Source organism: Aminobacter sp. P9b, from assembly GCF_045345995.1.
In the GTDB taxonomy this organism is placed as follows: Bacteria; Pseudomonadota; Alphaproteobacteria; order Rhizobiales; family Rhizobiaceae; genus Aminobacter; species Aminobacter niigataensis.
On the sequence record NZ_CP150083.1, the window covers coordinates 49423 to 73133 of the forward strand.

Annotated in this window: 22 protein-coding genes and 1 pseudogene; 4 read left to right on the forward strand and 19 right to left on the reverse strand. The window is 63.4% G+C overall.

From position 1 onward, the window contains the following. The first annotated feature begins 56 nt into the window (after window positions 1–56). A complete protein-coding gene (locus WHT83_RS24370) occupies window positions 57–605 on the forward strand; it encodes a PTS sugar transporter subunit IIA (RefSeq protein WP_341878527.1) in 549 nt (182 codons plus the stop codon). A gap of 63 nt (window positions 606–668) precedes the next feature. Here the strand turns inward: WHT83_RS24370 and WHT83_RS24375 are convergent, their stop codons facing one another. From WHT83_RS24375 to WHT83_RS24400, 6 genes are all read right to left on the reverse strand, one after another. After that, complete coding sequence (locus tag WHT83_RS24375) at window positions 669–1853, reverse strand: calcium:proton antiporter (RefSeq protein ID WP_341878528.1); 1185 nt, start codon at window positions 1851–1853, stop codon at window positions 669–671. A gap of 182 nt (window positions 1854–2035) precedes the next feature. Continuing rightward, a complete protein-coding gene (locus tag WHT83_RS24380; RefSeq protein ID WP_183263804.1) occupies window positions 2036–2818 on the reverse strand; it encodes an SDR family oxidoreductase in 783 nt (260 codons plus the stop codon). Continuing rightward, the gene (locus WHT83_RS24385) at window positions 2815–3693 is read right to left on the reverse strand and encodes an aldose 1-epimerase (protein WP_341878529.1); all 879 of its coding nucleotides are present in this window, start codon (window positions 3691–3693) and stop codon (window positions 2815–2817) included. Before WHT83_RS24385 ends, WHT83_RS24380 begins: the two co-directional genes overlap by 4 nt. Before the next feature lie 8 nt (window positions 3694–3701). Further along, complete coding sequence (araH, locus tag WHT83_RS24390) at window positions 3702–4652, reverse strand: L-arabinose ABC transporter permease AraH (protein WP_341878530.1); 951 nt, start codon at window positions 4650–4652, stop codon at window positions 3702–3704. A gap of 12 nt (window positions 4653–4664) precedes the next feature. Continuing rightward, the gene (gene araG / locus WHT83_RS24395; RefSeq protein ID WP_341878531.1) at window positions 4665–6176 is read right to left on the reverse strand and encodes an L-arabinose ABC transporter ATP-binding protein AraG; all 1512 of its coding nucleotides are present in this window, start codon (window positions 6174–6176) and stop codon (window positions 4665–4667) included. Window positions 6177–6240: 64 nt separating this feature from the next. Then, window positions 6241–7233, reverse strand: a complete 993-nt coding sequence (locus WHT83_RS24400) for an arabinose ABC transporter substrate-binding protein (RefSeq protein WP_108610371.1) — start codon at window positions 7231–7233, stop codon at window positions 6241–6243. Between the two features lie 196 nt (window positions 7234–7429). Between WHT83_RS24400 and WHT83_RS24405 the strand changes: the two genes are divergently transcribed. After that, window positions 7430–8179 (forward strand): FadR/GntR family transcriptional regulator, encoded by a 750-nt coding sequence (locus tag WHT83_RS24405; RefSeq protein ID WP_108610154.1) that lies wholly within the window; start codon window positions 7430–7432, stop codon window positions 8177–8179. Between the two features lie 34 nt (window positions 8180–8213). Next, window positions 8214–9362 carry a galactonate dehydratase gene (dgoD, locus tag WHT83_RS24410; RefSeq protein ID WP_341878532.1) on the forward strand — a complete coding sequence of 383 codons (1149 nt, stop codon included), beginning with the start codon at window positions 8214–8216 and terminating at the stop codon, window positions 9360–9362. 149 nt (window positions 9363–9511) lie between these two features. Here the strand turns inward: dgoD and WHT83_RS24415 are convergent, their stop codons facing one another. The 9 genes and pseudogenes from WHT83_RS24415 to WHT83_RS24455 all read right to left on the reverse strand — a co-directional run bounded on the left by WHT83_RS24415 (window position 9512) and on the right by WHT83_RS24455 (window position 18184). Continuing rightward, window positions 9512–10594, reverse strand: a complete 1083-nt coding sequence (locus WHT83_RS24415) for an NAD/NADP octopine/nopaline dehydrogenase family protein (protein WP_406874073.1) — start codon at window positions 10592–10594, stop codon at window positions 9512–9514. A 52-nt stretch (window positions 10595–10646) separates the two neighbouring features. Beyond that, complete coding sequence (locus tag WHT83_RS24420; RefSeq protein ID WP_341878534.1) at window positions 10647–11261, reverse strand: XRE family transcriptional regulator; 615 nt, start codon at window positions 11259–11261, stop codon at window positions 10647–10649. A gap of 43 nt (window positions 11262–11304) precedes the next feature. Beyond that, the gene (locus WHT83_RS24425) at window positions 11305–11880 is read right to left on the reverse strand and encodes a peroxidase-related enzyme (RefSeq protein ID WP_341878535.1); all 576 of its coding nucleotides are present in this window, start codon (window positions 11878–11880) and stop codon (window positions 11305–11307) included. Continuing rightward, window positions 11877–12377 carry a hypothetical protein gene (locus WHT83_RS24430; RefSeq protein ID WP_341878536.1) on the reverse strand — a complete coding sequence of 167 codons (501 nt, stop codon included), beginning with the start codon at window positions 12375–12377 and terminating at the stop codon, window positions 11877–11879. The genes WHT83_RS24425 and WHT83_RS24430 overlap by 4 nt, the downstream gene beginning before the upstream one ends. A gap of 9 nt (window positions 12378–12386) precedes the next feature. Then, complete coding sequence (locus tag WHT83_RS24435; RefSeq protein WP_341878537.1) at window positions 12387–13886, reverse strand: NAD(P)/FAD-dependent oxidoreductase; 1500 nt, start codon at window positions 13884–13886, stop codon at window positions 12387–12389. A gap of 96 nt (window positions 13887–13982) precedes the next feature. After that, window positions 13983–15068 (reverse strand): ABC transporter ATP-binding protein, encoded by a 1086-nt coding sequence (locus tag WHT83_RS24440; protein WP_108610147.1) that lies wholly within the window; start codon window positions 15066–15068, stop codon window positions 13983–13985. After that, window positions 15068–15862: an ABC transporter permease gene (locus WHT83_RS24445; RefSeq protein ID WP_108610146.1), complete on the reverse strand. Its 795-nt coding sequence runs from the start codon at window positions 15860–15862 to the stop codon at window positions 15068–15070. The genes WHT83_RS24440 and WHT83_RS24445 overlap by 1 nt, the downstream gene beginning before the upstream one ends. Further along, window positions 15862–16847, reverse strand: a pseudogene (locus WHT83_RS24450) (ABC transporter permease). Before WHT83_RS24450 ends, WHT83_RS24445 begins: the two are co-directional and overlap by 1 nt. Window positions 16848–17092: 245 nt before the next feature. Then, the gene (locus tag WHT83_RS24455) at window positions 17093–18184 is read right to left on the reverse strand and encodes an extracellular solute-binding protein (protein WP_318764297.1); all 1092 of its coding nucleotides are present in this window, start codon (window positions 18182–18184) and stop codon (window positions 17093–17095) included. Between the two features lie 538 nt (window positions 18185–18722). Here WHT83_RS24455 and WHT83_RS24460 point away from each other — a divergent pair. Beyond that, window positions 18723–20045: an MATE family efflux transporter gene (locus WHT83_RS24460; protein ID WP_341878539.1), complete on the forward strand. Its 1323-nt coding sequence runs from the start codon at window positions 18723–18725 to the stop codon at window positions 20043–20045. A gap of 73 nt (window positions 20046–20118) precedes the next feature. Here the strand turns inward: WHT83_RS24460 and WHT83_RS24465 are convergent, their stop codons facing one another. From WHT83_RS24465 to WHT83_RS24480, 4 genes are read right to left on the reverse strand one after another with little or no spacing between them, the layout of a single operon-like run. Continuing rightward, window positions 20119–20922: a glycerophosphodiester phosphodiesterase family protein gene (locus WHT83_RS24465; RefSeq protein WP_341878540.1), complete on the reverse strand. Its 804-nt coding sequence runs from the start codon at window positions 20920–20922 to the stop codon at window positions 20119–20121. 17 nt (window positions 20923–20939) lie between these two features. Further along, a complete protein-coding gene (locus WHT83_RS24470) occupies window positions 20940–21779 on the reverse strand; it encodes an ABC transporter permease (RefSeq protein ID WP_341878541.1) in 840 nt (279 codons plus the stop codon). Between the two features lie 3 nt (window positions 21780–21782). Then, a complete protein-coding gene (locus WHT83_RS24475) occupies window positions 21783–22637 on the reverse strand; it encodes an ABC transporter permease (RefSeq protein ID WP_341878542.1) in 855 nt (284 codons plus the stop codon). Further along, the gene (locus WHT83_RS24480; protein ID WP_341878595.1) at window positions 22634–23692 is read right to left on the reverse strand and encodes an ABC transporter ATP-binding protein; all 1059 of its coding nucleotides are present in this window, start codon (window positions 23690–23692) and stop codon (window positions 22634–22636) included. The genes WHT83_RS24475 and WHT83_RS24480 overlap by 4 nt, the downstream gene beginning before the upstream one ends. Window positions 23693–23711 lie beyond the last annotated feature (19 nt).

Sequence of the window (23711 nt, forward strand, 5' to 3'; positions counted from 1 at the left end):
CCGCGCTGCAGGTCGCTTGCTGCGTGCGACACCAGCAGGCACGCACGGAGGCAGCCATGCAACTCCACGAGGTCCTTGCAGAAGACGGCATCGACTTGAACTTTATCGCCAAGGAAAAGCACTCTGCATTGGCCAAGCTTGCGGCCATGCTCGCAACCCAGGCCGGCATCGACGACAAGATCATTCGCCGCGAACTCCTCGCACGCGAACGCCTGGGCGCAACGGGAGTCGGGTGGGGAATCGCAATTCCACACGCATTGATGGATGAGCTTACCAAGCCAGTCGCGTGTATGGCGCGCCTGAAAGAGCCCATCGACTTTGGCGCGATCGACGACGCTCCCGTGGACATTCTGTTCGGCTTGCTTTGGCCGCGCAGCAAGGTGGGTACCTTCCTGCCGGCCCTGTCCTACCTGGCTCGCACGTTCCGCAACCAGACAACGCGACACCTGATCCGGCAGGCGACAACGCCCGCCGCCGTTCTGAGCTGTCTCGATCATTGCGAACAATTGCCTGTCGCCGCGCACGACTGGCCTTCACTGATACCGGACAGCGAGTTGCAGCACTCCAGGGAGCCAGGCAGCCCGGACCGAGCCGGCGGCAGGTGACGGCGCACCGGCTCCTCGCGTGACAACGGCAGCCTCGCCAAGAGGCTGCCGTCATCTCATGGCTCAGGAACTGAACAGCAGGACGCTGAATACTGCAAACAGCATGAGGTGCATCAAGCCCTGCACCGCAGAAGTCCGCTGACCCAGGAATGTAAGGGCTGTCAGGCCGATCGTCAGAAGCAGCAACACCGTCTCCGTCGGTGTAATTCCCAGTACGACGGTCTTTCCGGTGACAAGCCCGACCACCAGCACTGCCGGAACCGTAAGGCCGACGGTCGAGACGAACGCGCCGAGGCAAAGATTGACCGCACGCTGCATCTCGTTGCGCAGTGCAGCCTTGACCGCGGTGATCGACTCGGGCGTGAAGACGATGATCGCAATCAACACCCCGCCCAGGGCAACCGGGGCACCAGCAAGCTCAATTCCATGGTCGATCAGAATCGCCAGATCATGGGCCAGCAGGATGATCGGAAGCATCATGCCGACCAGGGTGATCGAGCGGATTGTGTTACCTCTGGTGTCCAGACTTGCCTTTGGATGCGTTGTATCGCCATCCGGGGCCGCCCGGGCCGGAATCGAAAGCGACCCTGGCTCGGGCTGCATGAAGAGCCGGCGATAGCCGCGCATCTGCATCAGCAGGAATGCCCCATAGAGCACGACTGTGAACGCCGCGAAGGCGATTGCCTGCGCCGGCCAAAAGGTGCCGTTACCAGTGCTCATCGTATTCGGCAGCACGAGCGCGGTTCCGGTCAGCAAGACCGTCATCGAGATATAGGCCAGCGCACCCTGGGCGTTGTATTCCTGCTCGCCATAGCGAATCCCGCCGACGAGCAGGCAGATGCCCGTCACCAGGTTCAGGATGATCATCATCACGGCGAAGATCGAATCCCGGCCGATCGTGGGAGCCTCGCCTGGCCCCAGCATTACGGCTGCGATCAGGATCACTTCGATCGACACGATCGACAAGGTCAGGATCAACGTGCCATAGGGCTCGCCAAGCTGATGGGCGAGGTGATCGGCCTCGCGCACGACACCGAAAGCCGCTGTCAGGATCGTGGCAAACAGCACCACGAAACAGACGATGGCTGTGACCGGCGAGATGGGCTCGGAGAGCCAGGAACTGCCGCCGAGCTGAAATGCGACCACGACCGCCCAGGCAACCACAAGCCGCGCTACGGTGACCTTGGGAAACAGCTCTCCGAGTGAAGCGGTCGAAGGCGCGGTGTTGGATATTGCAGGAGAAGACATCACGTTGACCCCTGGTGGGGTCGTCCCCTCAATACTAGGTCGCAACGGGTCGTCCCTGCTGCGTCAGCAACCGACACCCGGCTGCTGCGCAGGGAGATAGCACCGGGCTCTCGCAGTGTCCAGCCACGGGCTTGCCACCGCCGGACCGGTTCTCCAATATCGAAACTGCCTTCCGCCTGCCGTCATTGCGCAGCGTGCTGAAGCACGCTCAAGCCACCATCGATGACAAGGCTGGCGGCGTTCATGAACGGGCACTCGTCGGAGATCATGAACACGGCGGCCTTGGCGATCTCGGTCGTGGAAGCGATGCGCTTGCCCGGATGCAGCGCCAGCGTCTCGGCCTTTGCCTTGGCGGGATCGGGGAAACTGTTCCAGTAGTCGACGTTCTTCTGCGTCTCGACATAGCCAGGCGCCAGCGCATTCACCCGTATGCCCGCAGCCGCATATTCCAGCGCCAGCGACTTGGTCAGCCCAAGCAGCGCATGCTTGGCCAGCGGATAGGGGAAGGTATGCGGGATGATGGTGAAAGCGTGCGTCGAGGCTATGTTGAGGATCGCCCCTCCGCCAGCCGCAATCATGCCCGGCAGAGCCGCCTTGCAACAGTTCCACGCGCCCTTGAGGTTGATGTCGAAGCAGCGCTGCCATTCGTCGTCGGTGGTTTCCAACGGCGTGTTGAAGACGTTGATGCCGGCATTGTTGATCAGCGCATTGACCGGCCCGATCGTATTTCCGGCCGCGGCCATGGCGGCTGCGATTGCCCCGGCATCCGCAATATCCGCCTCCGCATGGGCCAGCGTGCCCTCGCCTGCGCCGAGCCGAGCCATGGCCTCGCGCAACAGGGCGCCATCGCGGTCGACCACGAAAAGTCTCGCGCCTTCCTTCAGGCACTCCTCGGCGATGGCAAGGCCGATGCCTTGCGCCGCGCCGGTAAGAAAGATGCGCTTGCCGGCGAGACGTTCGCTCATGGGATGTCCTCTAGGTTCGAAACTGTGATCGAGAAGCCTCCGGATAGCGTTTCACCGGAGGCAAGCATGTGCAGCGCCGCCGGTCCGGCGAGCATCAGCGCATTGGGAGCGTGGGTCATCGGCTCCAGACAGAAGAAGCCGCGATCTTCCTCCGGCGCGTAGAGCATGTATCTGGAAAAGACCGGATCGGCCGCAATATCGGCAGCAAGGCCAGCCTCCGGCCAGACGATCCTGGCCAAGCCGCTCCAGCCTTCGAAGCAATTGTTCAGCCTGCGGCGAGGAAGGCGGCGCGAGGCCGAGAAGTCGGCACTGTCGGGGATCGGCGTGCGCACGCCGGGCAGGCAGCCGTCGCGCTCGGTCCACCATGTCTGCGCCGGAGCCATGAGCCTCGTGCCCTCGGTGCGTGGAAAATAAGGATGGAAGCCGATGCCGAAGGGCAGCGCCTCCTGGCCCCGGTTTGTCACCGAAAGCTCCAGCCGCACCGTCGCCCCATCGATGGCGACGGTTTGGACCGCACGATAGGCATGAGGCGAGCTGGCCGGCCGCAATTGCTCGAAGGCGAGCTTCACATGCGCAGGCGACACCTCCTCGACGTTCCAGCCCACCAGCCAGCCGTCGCCATGGATGTAGTTTGGCTCGTCGGTATTGGGCTCGAAGCGATAATGCTTGCCGCGAAGTTCGAACCCGTTGCCTTCGACACGGTTGCCGATCGGCACCAGCGGAAAGCAGGACGAGCGCAGCACGTCGAACGCACCATCCCCGTGGGGCCGCAGAAACGGACGGCCGTCTTGCGTCACCCCGTCGATGATCGCGCCGCCTTGCGCACTGAGACGCAAGGACAGGCGCTCATTTTCGAGTGTGATGAAGCCGGGCATCGATCAACTTAACGCCGTCCGAGCGCATTCGAGCGTAGGTTGTCGAGCAGCACTGCCAGCAGCAGGATCACGCCGCGGACGATGTACTGGTAGAAGGCCGGAATGTTGAGCAGGTTCATGACATTCTCGGCGATACCCATGATCATCACGCCGACGATGACGCCGGCAATCGCCGCCCGGCCGCCGGCCAGCGACACGCCGCCGAGCACGCAGGCCGAGATGACCGACAATTCGAGGCCGACGGCCGCATTGGGCTGGCCGGAGGTGATGCGCGAGGCAAGCAGGATGCCGGCGATGGCACAGACGGCGCCCTGCAGCGTGAATATCCAGATGCGCGTGCGATCGACGTTAACGCCGGCGAGACGCGAAGCCTCAGGATTGCCGCCGATGGCGAGCGTGTTCTTGCCGAAGACAGTGCGATTGAGCACGAAGCCGAAAACCACGAACAGGACCAGCAATACCCAGATCGGCGTCGGCACGCCGATCAGCTTCGACAGTGCGAGCTGATAAAAGTTGGGATCGTTGATACCGACAGCGCGACCGTCCGACGAGATCAGCGCCAGACCTCGAACGATCTGCATGGTCGCAAGCGTGGTGATCAGCGCATTGATGCGGAATTTGGCAATGACGACACCGTTGATCAGTCCGACGGTGGCGCCGCAAAGGAGCGCGGCCAGGATGCCTATGGTGATCGATCCTGTCGCGTTCGACGCCATCACAGCGACCATGCCCGCGAAGGCGACGATCGAGCCGACCGACAGGTCGAAGTCGCGTGCCGCCAGGCAGAACATCATGGTGCAGGCGACGATGCCGACGGTGACGACCGACTGCAGCAGGCCCAGCATGTTGCGTTCGGTCAGGAAGTTGGGGACGAAGATCGACACCAGAGCGAAGGCGAGCACGAAGATGACGACCAGCCCCTGGTCGCCGAGCAAGATCTTCTTGAAGGAATTTGTCATGCCGCGGTCCCTCTAGGATGCAATTGCGTCTGGCGTTTTCTTGTCGGGCAGGGCGGCGGCCAGAATGGCCCGCTCGCTGAACTGCTCGCGGTCGATATGCGCCGAGATGCGACCGCCGCACATCACCAGGATGCGGTCGCAGATGCCCATCACCTCGGGCAGTTCGCTCGAGACGACGACGATCGCCATGCCGTCTTCCGCAAGCCGGTAAAGGATCTCGTAGATCTCGGACTTGGCGCCGACGTCGATGCCGCGGGTCGGCTCGTCGATGATCAGGACGCGCACGCCCTGCTCGGAAAGCCAGCGGCCGAGAATGACCTTCTGCTGGTTGCCGCCCGACAGGTTGACGATATCCTGCTTGCGCGAAGGCGTCCGCACCTTGAGCTTCTTGATGAAGGTTTCGGCGATCTCGACTTCCTTGCGCAGGTCGAGGATGCCGAACCACGAATGATGTCGGCGCGAGGAGATATTGATGTTCTCCTCCAGCGAACGGCCCTGGACAATGCCGTCGTGCTTGCGGTCTTCCGAGCACAGCACGACCCCGGCGCGGATCGCCTGGCGCGGGTCGGCTATCTCGGCTCGCTCGCCATCTATCGTCATCGAGCCGCCACGACGGGCATCAGCGCCATAGACCAGGCGCATCAGTTCCGAGCGCCCGGCCCCGATCAGGCCAAAGAAACCGAGGATCTCGCCGGCGTGCGCTTCGAAACTGGCCGGCACGGGCAGCTTCTCGCCCGACATGTCCTCGATCTTCAGGCGCACCTTGCCCAGTTCGCGCGGACGCCAGCCCCAGACGTTGGAGATCTCGCGACCGACCATCTCGGCTACAACCTGTTCGCGGGTAACGTCCTTGAGGCTCGGGTGATGTGCGGCAAGCTTGCCGTCGCGCAGCACGGTCAGGCTGTCGCAAAGGCGGAACACCTCGTCGAGCCGGTGAGATATATAGAGGATGACCTTGCCCTCGGCGCGCAGGCGCTCGATCAGGGCAAACAGGATTTCGCTTTCGCGCGACGACAGCGACGAGGTCGGCTCGTCGAGCGCGATCACCCTGGCGTCCAGCATGATCGCCTTGGCGATCTCGACCATCTGGCGTTCACCGATCGACAAAGTCTTGACCTTGCGACGCGGGTCGATGTCGATGCCGGCCGATTTCAGCTTGTCGCCGACTTCGGCGAACATCTGCCTGGCCTGGATGACACCGGCATTGGCAGGAAAGCGGCCAAGCCGCAAATTCTCGGCGACCGTCAGTTCCGGGACGAGTTGCAGTTCCTGGTGGATGACGATGACGCCGGCGTGAAAGGCATCGCGCGTCGATGAGTATTTCTGGACCTGGCCATCGATATTGATCTCGCCGGTGTCGGAGTGCTGGTCGCCCGACAGGATGCGGATCAGGGTCGACTTGCCGGCACCATTCTCCCCCATCAGGCCGTGCACGGCGCCCTTTGCGACACCGAACGACACGTCCGACAGGGCCTGGACGCCGGGATAGGATTTCGAGATCTGCGAAAATTCGAGAAACGACATCGACGGTCCTCCAGCATGTCCGGCGGCAGTGAACCCGCCGCCGGACACCGTTCAATGATGCGATTTACTCGATGCCGAGTTCCGCACGAACCTTCTCGAAGTCGTCGCGCTTGGCAAGGGCGCCAGCGGTCAGGATGAGCTTTTCCGGCTCCTTGTTGTTGGCGACCCAGTCAAACATGTTGAGAGCCGTCTCGTAGCCGTGCCGCTTCGGCGAAATGATCACCGAGCCGATGAACCCGGTGGCCGCCGGCTTCTTGAACTCGTTGATCGCCGAGTCCGCGCCGCCGATGCCGACGCCGATCACGCCGTCAGCCGGGATGCCGACGCTTTCGGACGCACGCACGGCACCCAGGACCGCCTCGTCGTTGAGGCCGAAGGCGACCCACTTCTTGATGCCGGCGTTCTTGTTGAGGACGACGGTCGCGGCATTGAGCGCGGCTTCCGTGTCGGTCTTGGCCTGCGGGGCGTCGAAAATGTTCTCGGCCTTGAAGCCATTCGCCTTCAGCACCGAAATCGCACCCTCGACACGGTCGACGGCCGTCGGAAGCTGGTCGTAGGAGACGCGGATGGCACCGACCTCCTCGGCCTTCCAGCCGCGCGCCTTCATCTCGTCGACGATGGCCTGGCCGACCGCCTCGCCGATCTTGGTCGCCGAAATGCCCATGTGAGGCACGTCTTCGAGCGGCTTGCCGTCGGCGCTGACCAGTCGGTCGTCCACGGTCATCAGCTTGAGGTTGTTGGCGGCAGCCTTGGCGACGATGCCAGGTCCGAGCTTGACGTCAGGCGTGCAGACGATGAAGCCCTGGGCGCCTTGCGCGCCGAGATTGTCGATGGCCGACATCAGCTTTTCGCCGTCCTCGGCGCCGATCTTCACCAGCGTGAAGCCTTTTTCCTTGGCTGCCTGATCGGCAAACTTCCACTCGTCCTGGAACCAGGGTTCCTCGGGCTGCTTCACGATGAAGCCGATCTTGGTCTCCTGCGCATAGGCAGAAGTAATGGTGGTGGCGGACAAGACGGCAAGGGCGCCCGCAAGGAGCGCCTTCTTCAAAAATCGCATGGTTTCCTCCCAAAAACGCGCCGGGCAAGCAGCCCGGATGACAAAAGCTAGCGTCATTCATCATACCAGTCAATTGCCTTGGTATGATGAATGAGATAGTTTCTTTCCGGAGGAGATGTCTGCATGCCGTGACGGAGGATTGTCCGGCATACGGGGCACACGTAAGAACGACAGACTGACGGCAGGGGAGGAATGCATGGATAGTGCCAGGGCTGGTACGATGGACACCGCTTCAAAGGCGCGCCGTCCGCGTGTGATGCCGGACGTGGTGCGGGCAATTGCCTCCGACATCCTGGCCGGCCGTTATCCCTCCGGCGCCAACCTGCCGAGCGAAAACGACCTGGGCGTCGAACACGGCGTCAGTCGCACGGTCATTCGCGAAGCCCTGAAGATATTGGCCGCCAAGGGTCTTGTGCTCAGCCGCTCGCGGATCGGCACCGTCGTCTGCGAAAAGGAAAACTGGAACATCATCGACCCCCAGGTCCTGGAGTGGCACCGGCCGAATACGCTCGATCCCAAGCTGTTCGATTCCATCCTCGAGACACGGCGCGCCATCGAGCCGCTGGTCGCAGAGCTCGCTGCGGAGCGCGCTTCGCTGCACGAGATCGCCGATCTGGAATTGGCCTGGAAAGGCATGGAGGCGGCCGGCAGCGACGTTGCAAGTTTTGCCCGCTCGGACGCCGCCTTCCACCAGGTTCTCTATGGCGCCTGCCACAATCCGATCTTCCGGCAGATCGGCGGCCTGATCGAGACCGCGCTGAACTTCGCCCTCGAGGCGACGGCGAACTCCGTCGACCGGCGCGATGAAGCCGTCAAGGTCCATTACGGCGTCGTCGAGGCACTGCGCATGCGCGACGGCCCGGCAGCGCGCAAGGCCGCCAACGAGATCCTGGACCTCGCCGCGCGCGACCTCGCGCGGGCCAAGGCCCAGAAGAACCAGAGCTGACACCGCGCGAGCATTTGGAAAGAAGCGTCGAGCCATGAAGATCACCGCGTTCAAGACCTACATCGTTCCGCCCCGCTGGATGTTCCTCAAGATCGAGACCGACGAGGGCGTCAGCGGCTGGGGCGAGCCGGTCGTCGAGGGCCGCGCCCACACCGTCGAAGCGGCGGTGCACGAACTTTCCGACTATCTGATCGGCAAGGATCCCAGGCTCATCGAGGATCACTGGAACGTCATGTATCGCGGCGGATTCTATCGCGGCGGCCCAATCCTGATGAGCGCCATCGCCGGCATCGACCAGGCGTTATGGGACATCAAGGGCCGGGCGCTCGGCGTACCGGTGCACGAACTGCTCGGCGGCAAGTGCCGCGACCGCATCAAGGTCTATTCCTGGATCGGCGGCGACCGGCCCTCCGACGTCGCCGACGGCGCCCGGGACGTGGTGGCGCGCGGCTTCACCGCGCTCAAGATGAACGGCACCGAGGAACTGCAGATCGTCGACAGCCACGACAAGATCGACGCCGCCGTCGAGCGCGTCGCCATGGTGCGCGAGGCAGTCGGCCCGCATGTCGGCATCGCCGTCGACTTCCATGGCCGCGTCCACCGGCCCATGGCGCGCATGCTGGTCAAGGAGCTCGAGCCCTACCGGCTGATGTTCATCGAGGAACCGGTGCTCAGCGAGAACCGCGAGGCGCTCAAGGAGATCGCGGCGATGTCGTCGGCACCGATCGCGCTCGGCGAGCGGCTCTACAGCCGCTGGGACTTCAAGAGCGTGCTGCAGGAGGGCGTGGTCGACATCATCCAGCCCGATCTGTCGCATGCCGGCGGCATCACCGAATGCCGCAAGATTGCAGCGATGGCCGAAGCCTACGACGTGGCCGTGGCGCCCCACTGCCCTCTCGGGCCGATAGCGCTCGCCGCCTGCCTGCAGCTCGACGCCGTCAGCTACAACGCCTTCATCCAAGAGCAGAGCCTTGGCATCCACTACAACAAGTCCAACGACCTGATCGACTACGCCAAGAACAAGGACGTGTTCCGCTACGAGGACGGCTACGTCACCATCCCCGATGGCCCCGGCCTCGGCGTCGATGTCGACGAGGACTATGTCAAGGAACGCGCCAAGGAAGGCCACCGCTGGCGCAACCCCGTCTGGCGCCATGCCGACGGGTCCTTCGCCGAGTGGTGACTGCCGGCGGGTTGGGTAGCGTTGCGCCCGCCCGCAAGGCGTTTCGTCGGTGCTGCCTCCGCCGCGCTGCTCAAAAAAGAGCCAGACATCGACGATGTCTGGCTCTTTTTGATTTAGCCCGCGCGTTCAGATCCGAACCGCGATGGCAGTCAGGCGGCGGTTGCAAACCCGTCGCGGCACAGCCCGTTGAGCTGATCGAGCGACATCGTGTCGAGATCGAGCGCGGTGAGAAGGTCGTTCTCGGCGTTGAAGTCTCGGCCATACATGGCCGAGAAGATACGCACGCCGGCTTCGTGCAGCTCGGCGGGCTGGCCGGCAAGCTGGCCGATCTTGGCGGTCATGACCAGGCCGAACGGCACGTCCTCGGTGACATAGCGGCTGTCGGCGGTGGTCGGGCCCGTGCCGCCGTTACCGGCTTCGTGCATTTCCTGGTTCATCTGCGAGATCGAGTTCATCGGCACGTGGAACGACAGATGGAAGTGCTGGAAGATGTTGCGCACTTCGAGGCCGAGCCTGGTGGCGATGGCGATACGCTCCTCGTCGAGCCGCTCGAGCAGCCGCCCGACATTCGGCGTCACGTTCTGGCCCTGGCTCCAGTTCTCGCCGCGCTCCATGCGCGTCATATTGCCGAGCGCGATGCCCATGTGATTCTGCGGGTTGAGGTTGGAAAGCGCGATCGCCATCAGGCTGCCGCGGTCGACGAAGCGGTCGCCAAACAGCGCCTGGCAGACGGCGAAGCCCTCGACGCTACGCGAAGCCGGCACCGTGGCGAGGTCGACCTTCTTGCGCACGGTGTTGACGTTGACCAGCGTCGGGCTGAGCTGTCGTCCCGACACCACGGTGGTGCCCCAGCCGACGATAGGCGCAACGACGCCACGAGCCGCGAGCAGGCGCGACAGGTAGAGCGCGCCGAAGGACGCGTGCGAGCTGATGATGATCGTCTGGGCCGGCGTGATGTAGGGTGCGATGGCGTCGAGCACGGTTTTGTGGCCATAGGCCGGCAGTGCGATCACGATCGCCTCCGAACCGGCGACAAGCGCTTCGGCGCTGGCCGCAGCCGATGGATGGAAAGTGCCTTCGACCGCGCCCTGGGCGACCAGTGCCTCACCCTTGGCCAGCGCCTTGGTGCGCTCGCCCGACGGCGACCACAGCGTCGCGTGGTGGCCCTGCTGTTCGAGAAACGCCGCCGTTCCAAAGGCGATCGAACCCGCGCCGACAATACCTACCTGCATTCCACTAATTCCTTTCTGGTAAATCATCATCCCGGCCCCGAGAGGCCGGTCGTCATTTCGGGCGTATCGACGCCCTGAGTGTGTTGGTTCCCACATCGGCCGAAGCCACGACCAGGAACGCCCTCGCCCCGACCGAGCCGGCGCCCACGCTGGTCAGGGAGTGCGGCACATCCGCTGCGTAACGCGCCGTCTCTCCCGCCCGCACGATCATTTCATTGCCGGCACTGCGCACCACGATCTCGCCTTGCGTGCAATGCAGGTGCTCGATGGTCCCGGCGCCATGCGGATCGCTGACCAGCTTGCCCTCGCGCTCGAAGCTCAGGAGATACCATTCGATCATCGACACCATGCCGGCGGGCGACAATATCTGCATCGTGCAGCTGCCATCCGCACTTCGGATGGTGGGCGTCATGTTGCCGGGCTGCAGGTCGATACGGTCGCTGCGCTCTTCGCTGGCGCCGCTGACCAGGCTGTTGAGGTCGATGTTGAGCGCGCGCGTCAGATGCCACAGCGTGCCGTAAGTCGGGTTGGCGTTGCCACGTTCGATCTCCGACAACATGGAGCGCGACACGCCCGACATTGTCGCGAGATCGTTGAGCGTGAGCTTCAGCTCCTTGCGGTGTGCCTGCAGGCGCGGCCCAATTTCGGGCGGATTGATCGAATTCATGCTTCTCCTCCCGCTTGACCGATCTACTTTGCGTGCCGGCCGGTCATTCTCCGACCGGCTCGCCGAGCGTGTGCATGAGCCGGTTGGCCCAGCCGAACAGCGACGAGGACAGGATCAGGTCGAGAATCTCGTCTTTGCCCAAGCCGGCATCGACAAGCGACTGCATGTCCGAAGCATCCGCATCGGAGGGGCATTTCGACAGCTTGACCGCGAAATCGAAGATCGCCTTGAGGCGGGGCTCGATCTCGGCATCGACGCCATCGGCGAAGATCGCCGCAATGACGGTTTCGTCCTTGGTGATCTGGTTGTAGCGCCCGGCGTGCACCGCAGCGCAGTAAATGCAGCGATTGACGATCGAGGCGCCGACAGCACCAATCTCACGCTCGGCGCGCGAAAGGCCGCCACGGTTGTACATCACGCCGTTGAACAGCGGCGAGCGGTGCGTCAGCGTCTCGACGTCATGCGCGAGCACCAGCACGTAGTCCGACACCTTGGTGTTGGAAGGCGTGACCTTGAGCGCTTCGAGTTGCTCGGCGCTGGCCTCCGCCAGATCGAGCGGCTTCACATAGGGCTTCCACTCGGGAATGGTGGTGGTGAATTCGTGAACGACCTTGCTCATGCCAGCCCCCGCATCAGCCGCAGCCCGGCGGCAACCCTGATCTGATAGCTGACGAAGGCAACGAGTTCCGACAGTCGCACGATGTCGGCATCGGTGAGCCCGGCTTCCTGCAGCAGCTCGATATCACGCCGCGTCGCATCCTTCGGGGCATGCGCCACGAGGTCGACATGCCGGATCAGTGCCTTGATGCGGATGTCGCTGCCACCGTCGAACCAGATGTCGGCAATGCGTGCGGTGGCGCCGGAACCGCCAGCCTTGTCGAGCAGCGCCTCGAAGTGCTCCTCGAAATCCTTGTCGTCATTGATCTTGGCGATTCGGCAGGCAAGTGCTGCACGCTCGGCATGCGACAGCCCGCCTGGTTCGACCGGCGTCAACGCCCCGTCATGGGTCTGCTGGGTCAGTGCCATGATGTCGGCACGTCCCGCCACGACTTCGGCCAGCGCGCTGCCGGGTTCGATGCCGACGATTGCGGCGATCACGTCCTTGTTGTCGGCCATGCCGTCCTCCTATGCCTGCTGGCGGACGGCCGTCCGCGCCTCGTCCGGCAAGGGCGATGCCGTCCACTCGTCGCCACGCAGTTCGGGCGTGTCGTAGTCGAGCAGGCGCTGCCAGTACTGGCCGAAATTCTCGGTGTAGAGCTTGGCGGCGATCTCGCGCGCTAGCCATGCCGCACCCTCGCTGATGCCGGGAATATCGCCGCTCATCTTGCCGAGGCTGGCGGCAGCACCGGAGTTGAAGCTGTGGATGTTGGCAAGCCACGGCGCCTGCCCTGGCTCGCGCTCCAGGAAGGTGAAGTCGTTGGCGAGGTAAGGGTAATTGCCGAGTTCGGTGTTTTCCTGGCCTTCGGGCGGCGTGAAACGGTCCTGCCACAGAAGGATCTTGTCGGCGTAGCCGTCGAGTTCCTTTCGCGCCAGCGGATCGACGCCGAAGCCGGTGCCGAGGATCAGGAAGTCGGCGCGCACCGTCTTGCCCTGCGATGTCGAAATGACGATCTCGTCGCCATCGAGCTCGGACTTTTCGACGGCTGCATCGAAATGGAACCAGGCATTCGGATGCCGGCTGACGCGCATCGTCGAGCCACGCGGTGCCGGGGTCTGGGTGCGCAGCGAGTAGTTCATGATCTGCCAGCGCCTGGCATCGCCCAGTTGCGGGAAGGCAGCGGTGAAGCCGAACGAGCCGATGCCCATCAGCTTGTTGATGCAGGGCATCTCCTTGCGTCGGATGAGGTGGCGGACTTCCGCGGCACCTGCCTCCAGCGCCTCGGCCGCATTGTCGACGGCAGATGCGCCGACGCCGACCACCACCACGCGCTTGCCGCGCAGGGCGGCAAAATCGATATCATGGGACGAATGCGCCCAGTATTTCGCGGGCAGGTTTTCGACGAAGCCGGGAATGCTGGGATGACCCATTCCGTCGCGGCCGGTCGCCATCACCACCTTGCGGGCCAGCACCGATTTTTCGCGCGCGCCATCGCCGCTGAGCGTCAGCCGCATCAGCTCGCCTTCCGGCAGGATGGTCTTGACCTCGACGCCATTCTCGACCGGCAGGTCGAGCACCTTGCGGTACCAGCGCAGATATTCCATCCACATCGGGCGCGGAATCTTGTCGAGTTCAGCCCAGGTGTCGTTGCCGAACTGCGCGACATACCAGGCGCGGAAGGTCAGCGACGCCATGCCGTAGGCCGGGCCGGTCAGCTGCTTGGGAGAGCGCAGCGTTTCCATACGCGCATAGGTCAGCCACGGGCCCTCGAAACCTACCGGGCTGCGGTCGAAGATGCGGATGTTCTGGATGCCGGCGCCGATCAGCGCGAAGCTGGCAACCAGGCCGCACATACCGCCGCCGATGACGACGACGTCGTTGACCTGTTCCTCCCCCTCGACTGCGGTCGGCACCACCCAGTTTGACGGCGGGTAGCACAGGCATGCGAGATCGTCGCGAACACGCTGCTCGAGTTCGGCCAGGCCGCCGGCGGCCGATCGAAGCGGCGCCTGTACGTCATACGCCATGGGTCGCCTCCGCTGTCCGCTCGAAATCGTCATTTCGCATGTCCTGCCCTGCCTGCTGTCGGCCCGCATCCTTCACCGGCGCGGGCCGTTGTCGTCTCAGTTGTGTGCGTGGCGGTCGGGGATGACCGTCGTGGTCTCGGGCTTCCAGCCGACCCAGATGTCCTCGCCATTGAGCTGGGCAACGTCGGAAGGGTGGACCAGCGCATTGAGAACCGCCCCGTCGGCAACCTCGACCGAAAGCGAAGTGTGATTGCCCTTGAACACGCGCTGGCGGACCTTGCCCTTGATGCGGTTGCCGCTCGTCGGTTCGTCGGCCGAGCAGTGGATCGCCTCGGGGCGCAGCACGACATAAAGGTGATCGCCGGCCTTGGGCGCGAGCCCGCCCTGTGCCGCCTTGATGGTGACACCGTTCCAGTTCAGCGCCGTCGTATCGCCTTCGGTGCCGACAACGGTGCTGCGCAGGAGGTTGGTCTCGCCGATGAAGTTGGCGACGAAGACGCTGCCCGGACGGCCATAGAGCGTGTTCGGATCGCCCATCTGCTCGATCTTGCCCTTGTTCATGACCACGATCGTGTCCGACATGGTCAGCGCCTCTTCCTGGTCGTGTGTCACGAACATGAAGGTCTTGCCGGTCTTTTCCTGGATCGACTTGAGCTCGATCTGCATCTGCTGGCGCAGCTTGGCATCGAGCGCCGATAGCGGCTCGTCGAGCAGCAGCACGTCCGGATCGGGCGCAAGCGCACGCATCAGTGCAACGCGCTGGCGCTGGCCACCGGACAGTTCCGACGGGAGACGCTTGGCGTAGTCCTGCAACTGGACGAGTTCGAGCAGTTCCGATACCCGGCGGTGGATCTGCTGGTTGTCGAGCCCCTTGAGCTCAAGGCCGAAGGCGATGTTCTTGGCAACGCTCATATGCGGGAACAGCGCATAGTCCTGGAACACGATGTTGACGTTGCGCTTGTTGGGCGGAACGCGCGTCACGTCCTTGCCGCCGAGCAGGATGCGCCCGGAATTCGGCATTTCGAAACCACCGAGCATGCGCAGCGAGGTCGACTTGCCGCAGCCGGAGGGGCCGAGCAGGGTGACGAACTTGCCCGCCTCGATGCTGAGGTTCAGGTTTTCGACGGCAACGTGCTTGCCATAGCTCTTGGTGACGTTGTCGAACTGGACGACGGGTTGCATCAGCGGGTCCTCGCGCGGCGGGTCAGGTATTCGGCGTAAAGTCCGACGGCGGCGGTAACCACCAGGACGAGTGTCGCCATTGCGTTGATTTCGGGAGACATGCCGCCCTGCACTTTGGCGAAGATCAGCATGGGAAGGGTCGGACGATAGCCGCCCAGGAAGAAGGTGCGGACAAAGTCGTCGATCGACAGCAGCACACAGAAGATCATGCCGCCGACCAGCGCCGGCTTCAGGTAGGGCAGCGTCACGCGGAAGAAGGCAACGACGCTGTCGGCGCCGAGGTCACGCGCCGCGTCGACCAGATTGCCCGGCATCGAGCGCAGCCGCGTCAGCGCCATCACCACCACGAAGGGCACCGCGTGCACCGTGTGGCCAAGGATGATGGCGGCCGTTCCCGTCGGCATGTCGATGGTCGAGATGAAGATGCGCAGCGAGATCGCCGAGATCATGCCGGGCACGACGGCAGGCAGGCAGGCGAGCGCGAAGATGATGACTTGGCCCTTGATGCCTTCGGCAACGATCAGCATGGCGATCCAGGTGCCGAGCGTCGTCGCCGCCAGCGTCGAAGCGGCGGCGATCATCACCGAATACAGGCAGGCCTCCAGGAACTGCTTGTCCTGCATCACCTTGGCGTACCAGTCGAGCGTCCAGTCGCCGATCGGGAAGGCGACGAAGTTGGCGTCCTTGAAGCTCATCGCCATCATCAGCGTCAGCGGCAGGAGCAGATAGAGCAGGAAGGCCCAGTAGAACGCGGTCAGCGTCGTGCGCGGAGCGTCTGCAAACATGTTGCGCATCAGAATGCACTCCTTTTCTTGCCGCCGACGAGGCGCATGAAGATGCCGGCCGTGATCAGGGCCGTGACCAGCATGATCAGTGCGAAGGCGGCACCGACGGGCCACTTGTCGCTGGCGCCGTGGAAGAAGCCGCTGATCGTCTCGGGGAACAGCACGGTGGTCGGGCCGCCGAGCAGCATGGGCGTGGCGAACACGCCGATGCAGGTCAGGAACACCAGCGAGCAGCCTGACACGATGCCGTCCTTGGACAGCGGCAGGATGATCCTGCGGAAGCGCGTGAACGGACCGGCGCCGAGATCGGCCGCCGCGTCGAGATACTGGGAAGGATCTTCTCAATCGCCGAATAGAGCGGCAGCAGCATGTAGAGGCATATGAGATAGACAAGGCCGAAGCCGAGCGAGAAGGAGGTGTAGAGCATCGGGATCGGGCGGTCGATCAGCCCGATTTCGCGCAGCAGCACGTTGACCGCGCCGCGGTTGGCCAGAAGCATGATGACCGAGAAGGTGCGGATCAGTTCGCCGGCCCAGAACGGCACCAGCAGCAGCAGCAGCGCCTTGGAACGCCCCTCCGGCTTGACGATCTTGGCGACGTAGTAGGCGACCGGATAGACGACCACCAGGGTGACCGCGGTCGCTGTCGTGGCGAAGATGAAGCTCTTGATCAGCGGCGTGAAATAGAGCGATTCTTTGAAGAAGATCGCGTAGTTATCGAGGGTGAAACGCGACTCCACGCCCGGCTGGACCGGGTAGTGGGACAACAGGCTGATCTTCAGCATCTGATAGATCGGCCCGACATGCATCATGACCAGCCAGATCAGCGGCACACCAGTCAGAAGCATGACCCGGCCGATGCGCGACTCCACCGCAGCCCCCAGCGTATGCCGGTAGAGCGCGGAGTTTACCACCTTGGCAATGCCGGTCGAATATTTGGGCACGGACGCGTCGCGCCCTCCCGCATAGCCGGCTGTCGTGTTGCTACTCACCATCAAACAATCTCGGTTGGCGCAACCCGACCGGTGCCGCATGACATGATCGGCCGTCGGTCATTGCGCGTTGTTGGATTACAGCGCCGCATCCGCCCCCGGATGCGCAATGGGACGCAGTAAAACTGTGAACGGTGCATGCCCTTTGGTAGCTCGGGTCATGCACTGAACAGGCCTGCGAAAGCGGGCTGCCTGCCCCGGAGATCGTCGCAGCGCTCCGGGACAGGTCGAGAGGCTTCGTTGCCTCGTCAGGCCGCTTTGACCTCTGCGGTGGCGCGGTCGATCATCTCGTTCTTCATGTCGCGGTTGACCGACGAGAAGAAGACGACGCGCTCCAGCTCTTCCTGCGGCAGCGTCGCGGCGAGCTTTTCGCGATCGTTGAGCAGGTCGCCGACGCCGTTGATGGTCGAGCTGTAGCCCGACTGGCGGGTCATCGCAGCGCCCACTTCCGGGCTTGCCAGCACAGCGTCGAGCAGCTTGTAGGCGTTCTCGGCGTTCGGCGCATTGTTGACTACGTTGAGCGTGTAGCAGAAGCCGAACGTGCCTTCCTTCGGCACCGACAGCTGGATCGGATGACCATCCATGATCAGCTTGGCGGCAGGGCCAGACCACGAATGGGCGAGGTAGATGTCCTCGTTGATGAACATCTGCTGCACTTCCGAGCCCGCGTCATAGTACTTGCGCACCATGTCCTTGTTCTTGATCAGGAAGTCGCGCGCTTCGTTGGTCGCCTTCTGCGCCACGTCGGCCTTGTCGACATAGCTGACGAAGTCGCCGTCATGGCCGAGATACTGCATGACGATGGTCATGAAATCGCTGACGATATAGGAGGTCTGACCCTTGTACTGCGGGTCGAACATGATCTCCCAGCTGGGCGCGTCCTTCACGTAGTCGACGTTGCGGGCGAGGCCCTCGTAACCGGCGAGGATCGGCAGGCCCCAGAGGTTGTTGTCGACACGCGCCCAGGGCGCATCCTGGTAAGCGGTGTTGAGGTTCTTCCAGTTTGCGATCTTGCCGGTGTCGAGCGGCTGCAGCAGCTTCGAGCTGATGAACTGCGAATAGCGGTGGCCGGCAACGGTGACGATGTCGGTCGAGGGATTGGCGCCTTCGGCGGTGAGCAGGTTGTACTGCTTGCCCTGGTCGTCGGTCAGGCGGATGTTGACCTGAATGCCGGTGTCCTTCTGGAACTTGTCCAGGAATTCCTGTGGCAGGAACTTGTCGTAGGTGGTGATGTTCAGCACGCCTGCGGCGGCAGCCGGACGCGGACGGATGATGTACGGAACGGCAAGCGCGCCCACGCCACCGCCCAGCAGCTTCAGCGCGTTTCTCCGGTTCGTCATAAGAGTTTTACTCACTGTCATTCCCCTTCTTTGTAATTACCCACTAACCGAGCAAGCAAATCAGCGCACAATACTTCCCGATCCGGCGGCATTGCTGCTTGCCGGCTCAAAACTGAAGAAATTGTGGCGCCTCCCACCTGGAAATCCGCTGGCTTGTTGAACAACCGCCTTGCGATCATCCAGTATGCCGCTATAAATTTCCAATAAACTGGAACTTTTCTCTAAACCGGACGAATGTCAAGCTGCCTCTTGGAAAAATGACAATTGATCCGCAGGGATCATTGGGATCAGCGGCCCTTCTGGCATTCGATTTGTCCGAATAGCCACTACCGCGATACCGCTTCCCGTCGCACAGGGAGACGCTGCGGCGCCGTCATTTCACCTCGCGGCGCCGGGCATGAGCAAGGATGGAAAGTACTCGGACAGGCGCCGGCAATTCAACCGACAACCACGGGCCAGACACCTGAGGCTATCGGGACATCAATACTCAACTTCGCTGCCCACTTCGATTTCGGGCCTGCACGGACATTTGCACACAATGAACATTTCCGCCCCTCTCGAACTCCAGGAAAACTGGAACCGCCGGATGATCATGCTGGCGTTTCCGATCATCCTGGCCAACCTGGCCCAGCCGGTACTGTCCCTGGTCGACACCATGGTCGCCGGACACCTGCCCGGCTCGTGGTACCTCGGCGGCGTCGCTCTCAGCGGCGTGCTGTTCAATTTCCTGTTCTGGAGTTTCAGCTTCCTGCGCATGGCCACCACCGGTCTCGTCGCCCAGGCCTGGGGTGCCGACGACGCCGTCCTGATGCGCAAGCACCTGCTAAGGGCGCTTCTTGTTGCGGCCACCGGCGGCATGATCATCGTCATATTGCAACAGCCGATCATCGAAATCGGCCTCTCCCTCCTTGGCGGCAGCGAAGCAGTCTACGAGAGTGCTGTCGCCTATTCCTCGGCGCGGATCTGGTCGGCGCCGGCCGCACTGGGCAATTTCGTCCTGCTTGGCTACCTGCTCGGCCGCCAGCGGGTAATAGTGTCGCTGGCGCTGCAAGTCGCGCTCAACGTGATCAACCTGGCCGCGACGCTGACGCTCGTCTTCGTCTTCGACTGGGGCGTTGCCGGCATCGGCGCCGGCACGGCGCTAGCCGAATGGATTGCATTCGGCGCCGGCCTGATGATCGTCCGGCCGTTCAGCGCCGTCGGCCCGCTGCCCTGGCGCGACATCCTGGATGGGGCAGCGCTGCGCCAGCTGTTTGCGGTCAACCGCGATATATTCCTGCGCAGCCTGTTCCTGCTGGTCTGCTTCGGCTGGTTCGCCCGCAGCGGCGCCGTCGAGGGCGACGCGATCCTCGCTGCCAACGCCGTCCTGCTCAACCTGCACGGCATCATGTCCTACGGGCTGGACGGCTTTGCCCATGCCACCGAAACGCTCGTCGGCTCGGTCATCGGGGCGCGCCGCAAGGACGCGCTCTACCGTGTCATCAAGGCAGCGTTCATCTGGTCGGGATTGGTCGCAGCACTGTTTTCGGTCTGTTACTGGCTGGGCGGTCCAACCATCGTCTCGCTCCTGACCAACCAGCAGGATGTCCGCCTGGCGGCCGAAACGTTCCTGCCCTACGTCATCGCCCTGCCGCTGATCTCGGTGAGCAGCTACATGCTCGACGGCGTCTTCATCGGCGCGATCCGGACGCGCGAACTGCGCAACAGCATGTTCGTGTCCACGGTGGTCTTCCTGGTCGCGGCCTACGCCCTCCAGCACTTCTGGGGCAACCACGGTTTGTGGCTGGCGATGATCGTGCTGATGCTTGCCAGAACCCTGACGCTCGGACTTTACCTCCGACGGATATTCGCCGCGCTCTGAGCCATGCGAATTCGTCGCGAGGACCGCGTTTTCGATGCGGTCCTCGCGACGCCATCAGCGGAACCCGAGAAGGCTATTTGAGCGCGGAATCTACAAAGTTCTTGAGCCAGCCGATATCGTCGCCCGACAGGGTGTCTATGAGACCGCCCTTCAGCCAGGCCGCCAGGTTCTCATCCCAACCAAGGCCGGCGCGCCGGGCCTCCTCCCACGCGCTTGGCTTGTAGGCATGGCAGCGGATGGCAATGCCGGCATCGTGGAGCGCTGCGGCATCGGCGGGATCGAAGACGTCGAGATCGATGCAGAGTTCATCGAGGTCGGACATCCGTGCCACGGCGACCGGGTCCGAGTAGCGCTCATGTGCGATACCGCCAGTTCGCAGCCCCGGAATACGAGCCTTGACGGCCTTGAGGCTGGCGTGGTCGAACGAAATCATCATCACCCGGTCGCGATCCGCCGGATTTGCAACGACGGCTTCCAGCGCCTGGTAATAGGCGTCGAGATCCACCTTCTCCTTGATCTCGACCTCGAGCACCAGGTCGAGCTCGTGCGCCAGGGCGATCGTCTCGGCCAGCGTGGGTATCTTCTCCCCGGCGAAACGCGGGTCGAACCACGAACCGGCGTCCAGTGCTGCGATCTCGGCCGCCGTCATTTCCCGGGCGGCACCGCTGCCGTTGCTGGTGCGGTCGACGAGCAGGTCGTGCAGGACGATGATCTGGCGATCGGCCGTCAGCACGGTATCGATCTCGATGCTGGTGGCGCCGAGTTCATGCGCTGCTCGGAAGGCGGCGAATGTGTTTTCGGGCGCCGTCATGTTGTGGCCGCGGTGGCCACAGAGGCGAATGAACCCGGTTTCGCGGGCAAGGAAGGGATTGGGCATTATAGACTCCTGGGGGACTAAAGTTTTCCGAGGCCGGCGGCCATGACGTCGTCCTTGCCGATACGTTCGGCGAGCACGAAGATGACCAGCATCGGGGTGAGAAGGATAAGGGTGACGACGGCTGCGGTCGGCAGCACCAGCACCTCGCCGCCGAGATAGCTCCAGAGCTGGACGGCAAGCGTGCGCACTTTCGGCGCCCCGACCATGAAGCTCTTTTCGAACTCCTCGAACGAGGCGATGAAGGTCAGAAGGCCTCCGGCGGCGAAACCCGGCCAAGCAAGCGGCAAGGCGATGCGGGTGACCGCAACGAAAGGCGACGCTCCGAGCGTACGCGCGGCGTAGATCAACTCGCGCGGAATCCCTTCGATGGTGGCGGTCAGGATGCGGATCATGAACGGCAGCGTGCCGACGATCTGCACCAGGATGACGCCGAGCACCGTCCCGGCCAGGCCGAAGCGGAAGAATATCTCGCCAAGGCTGACCGCTACGACGATGCCGGGGACGATCACCGGCGCCAGCACGAAAATCTCGACCAGTCGCTTGAGCCGGAACGGAAACTGCGCCAGCGCCCAGGCGGTCGGGAAGGCCAGGGCCCCGGTCAGCACCGTGACGACCACCGAAACAAACAGGCTGAGCGCTGCTGCGGGCAGCACGTTGCGGTCAGCCAGCACCTCTCGCCAGGCCGAAAGCGAGAACGAGCGCGGAATGATGTCGGGTGGAAACCAACCGACCGCGGGGTCGTAAAAAGCCCAGAGGGCAACAATCGCCACAGGGAAGGCCAGGGTCAGCGCCAGGTAGGCATACAGGCCGAAGCCGACCAGCGCCTGGTTGCGCCTGGCACGAGGAGATCCGCTCATGGCCTAGCCCCTCGCGGTGTCGTTGCGGCTCAACGAGCCGATGATGGCGTAGTAGGCGAGCAGCACGGCGATCGCCATGGCACTGAGCAGCGTGCCCATGGCGTAGACCATCGGCCAATTCCCTTGCTGGAAGCCTTCGGAGAACATGTGGACGCTGAGCGGCAGCGGGTAGCTGGGGCCAAGCAGGCTCGGGATGACGTAGGAGCCAAGCGAGCCGATGAAGCTCAGCAGGACGGCTGCGGTGACGCCGGGTTGCGCCAACGGCAGCTGGATACGCCGCAGCACGGTCAGGTGGTTTGCGCCCAGCGTCCGGGCGGCCGACAGCACGTCCTTGCTGATCGCCGCCATCGAGCCGGCGATGATCAGCGTCATGAACGGTACCGTTTTCCACGACGATGCGATGATTGCGCCTGCTCCCCAATCATCGCGCACCAGGCGGGGCATCGTCACGCCAAGCGGTGCCAGCATGCGCCCGGCCATCCCGCCGCGATCGAGGATGACGAGGACGAGGAAGCCGGCAACGATCCCCGGCACCACCAGCGGGATCTTGTAGAGCGTGCCGAACAGCTTGCGGCTCGTCTCGTTGGCCTGCATCAGCGCCGACAGCGGCAGGCTGATGCACAGACTGACGATCGTCGGCGCGATGCCTAGCCAGAGCGAGAACCAAAGCCCGTCCATGTAGACCGGATTGCCGAACAGCTCGGCCCAGGTCGCCAGCGTCGGCCCCTCGGCGCCGCGCTCGGTGAAGCTGCCAGACAGAACCCGCACCAGAGGCAGGCCGAACAGCGCCAGGAGATAGCCGACGCCGGGAAGCAGGCAAAGTAGCAGCGTCGCGGTCTTGACTTTGCTCCCGCTCATGCCGCCACCTCTTGCAGGGGATGGTGCGCCCGCAACAGATGCAGCATCGGCGGCGGAACCAGTCGGACCTTCTGGCCGACGGGCAGGATTGCAGTGCGTCCGCCCGATGTGATCGCCCTTAAGGTCTTGCCGGCCGCTTTGATCCAATAATGGGTCGCCGCACCCATGAACATTGCCTGCTCGACCACGCCATGATGATCCGTCTCGACGGCCTCGATGGCGAGGTCTTCGGGCCGTATCGCGACACCCTCGACATCGCGCTCTGATGGGTTCTCCACCTCGCGCACGTCGCCCCAGGGCAACTGGCAGGCACGGTCGCGCAGCTTGGCTTCGATGACATTGGTCATGCCGAGGAACTCGGCCGTGAAACGGTAGGCCGGACGACGGTAGAGGTCGATCGGCGTTCCGCGCTCGACGATCTCGCCATTCTTCATGACCACGATCTCGTCTCCCAGCGCCATTGCCTCGGATTGGTCGTGGGTGACGTAGATCGAAGTGACGCCGAGCTTCTGCTGCAGCGCGCGCAGGTCGTCGCGCAGTGTGTCGCGCAGCTTGGCGTCGAGATTGGAGAGCGGCTCGTCGAAGAGCAGCACATCCGGCTCGATGACGATTGCGCGAGCGAGCGCGACACGCTGTTGCTGTCCGCCCGACAATTGCTTGGGCAGGCGCTTGGCATAGTCGGCGAGGCCGACGAGTTCCAAGGCTGCCGCGACACGGCGCGCGATGTCGCGCTTGTTCACGCGCCGCATTTCCAGGCCGAAGGCGACGTTCTTCTCGACGCTCATGTGGGGGAAGAGCGCATAGGTCTGGAACACCAGTCCGAAATTGCGCTGCTCCGGCGGCATGGCGTCGATGCGGCGATCCTTCAGCCAGATGCCGCCGGAACTCGGGTCGGAAATCCCGGCTATCGTGCGGAGCAGCGTGCTCTTGCCGCAACCGGAAGGGCCAAGCAGAACGACAAAGCGTCCGGCCGCAACTTCGAGGTCGATGCCCTTCAGCACCAGGTTGGAATCGAACTGCTTCGTGAGCTGTCGGATGGAGAGCGAGGGTTTCATCTTCAATCCGTTTCCATTG

Bases quoted from the DNA above. Each gene is read 5' to 3' on its own strand.
- WHT83_RS24370 (WP_341878527.1), top strand. From the start codon at position 57: ATGCAACTCCACGAGGTCCTTGCAGAAGACGGCATCGACTTGAACTTT.
- WHT83_RS24375 (WP_341878528.1), bottom strand. From the start codon at position 1,853: ATGTCTTCTCCTGCAATATCCAACACCGCGCCTTCGACCGCTTCACTC.
- WHT83_RS24380 (WP_183263804.1), bottom strand. From the start codon at position 2,818: ATGAGCGAACGTCTCGCCGGCAAGCGCATCTTTCTTACCGGCGCGGCG.
- WHT83_RS24385 (WP_341878529.1), bottom strand. From the start codon at position 3,693: ATGCCCGGCTTCATCACACTCGAAAATGAGCGCCTGTCCTTGCGTCTC.
- araH (WP_341878530.1), bottom strand. From the start codon at position 4,652: ATGACAAATTCCTTCAAGAAGATCTTGCTCGGCGACCAGGGGCTGGTC.
- araG (WP_341878531.1), bottom strand. From the start codon at position 6,176: ATGTCGTTTCTCGAATTTTCGCAGATCTCGAAATCCTATCCCGGCGTC.
- WHT83_RS24400 (WP_108610371.1), bottom strand. From the start codon at position 7,233: ATGCGATTTTTGAAGAAGGCGCTCCTTGCGGGCGCCCTTGCCGTCTTG.
- WHT83_RS24405 (WP_108610154.1), top strand. From the start codon at position 7,430: ATGGATAGTGCCAGGGCTGGTACGATGGACACCGCTTCAAAGGCGCGC.
- dgoD (WP_341878532.1), top strand. From the start codon at position 8,214: ATGAAGATCACCGCGTTCAAGACCTACATCGTTCCGCCCCGCTGGATG.
- WHT83_RS24415 (WP_406874073.1), bottom strand. From the start codon at position 10,594: ATGCAGGTAGGTATTGTCGGCGCGGGTTCGATCGCCTTTGGAACGGCG.
- WHT83_RS24420 (WP_341878534.1), bottom strand. From the start codon at position 11,261: ATGAATTCGATCAATCCGCCCGAAATTGGGCCGCGCCTGCAGGCACAC.
- WHT83_RS24425 (WP_341878535.1), bottom strand. From the start codon at position 11,880: ATGAGCAAGGTCGTTCACGAATTCACCACCACCATTCCCGAGTGGAAG.
- WHT83_RS24430 (WP_341878536.1), bottom strand. From the start codon at position 12,377: ATGGCCGACAACAAGGACGTGATCGCCGCAATCGTCGGCATCGAACCC.
- WHT83_RS24435 (WP_341878537.1), bottom strand. From the start codon at position 13,886: ATGGCGTATGACGTACAGGCGCCGCTTCGATCGGCCGCCGGCGGCCTG.
- WHT83_RS24440 (WP_108610147.1), bottom strand. From the start codon at position 15,068: ATGCAACCCGTCGTCCAGTTCGACAACGTCACCAAGAGCTATGGCAAG.
- WHT83_RS24445 (WP_108610146.1), bottom strand. From the start codon at position 15,862: ATGCGCAACATGTTTGCAGACGCTCCGCGCACGACGCTGACCGCGTTC.
- WHT83_RS24455 (WP_318764297.1), bottom strand. From the start codon at position 18,184: ATGACGAACCGGAGAAACGCGCTGAAGCTGCTGGGCGGTGGCGTGGGC.
- WHT83_RS24460 (WP_341878539.1), top strand. From the start codon at position 18,723: ATGAACATTTCCGCCCCTCTCGAACTCCAGGAAAACTGGAACCGCCGG.
- WHT83_RS24465 (WP_341878540.1), bottom strand. From the start codon at position 20,922: ATGCCCAATCCCTTCCTTGCCCGCGAAACCGGGTTCATTCGCCTCTGT.
- WHT83_RS24470 (WP_341878541.1), bottom strand. From the start codon at position 21,779: ATGAGCGGATCTCCTCGTGCCAGGCGCAACCAGGCGCTGGTCGGCTTC.
- WHT83_RS24475 (WP_341878542.1), bottom strand. From the start codon at position 22,637: ATGAGCGGGAGCAAAGTCAAGACCGCGACGCTGCTACTTTGCCTGCTT.
- WHT83_RS24480 (WP_341878595.1), bottom strand. From the start codon at position 23,692: ATGAAACCCTCGCTCTCCATCCGACAGCTCACGAAGCAGTTCGATTCC.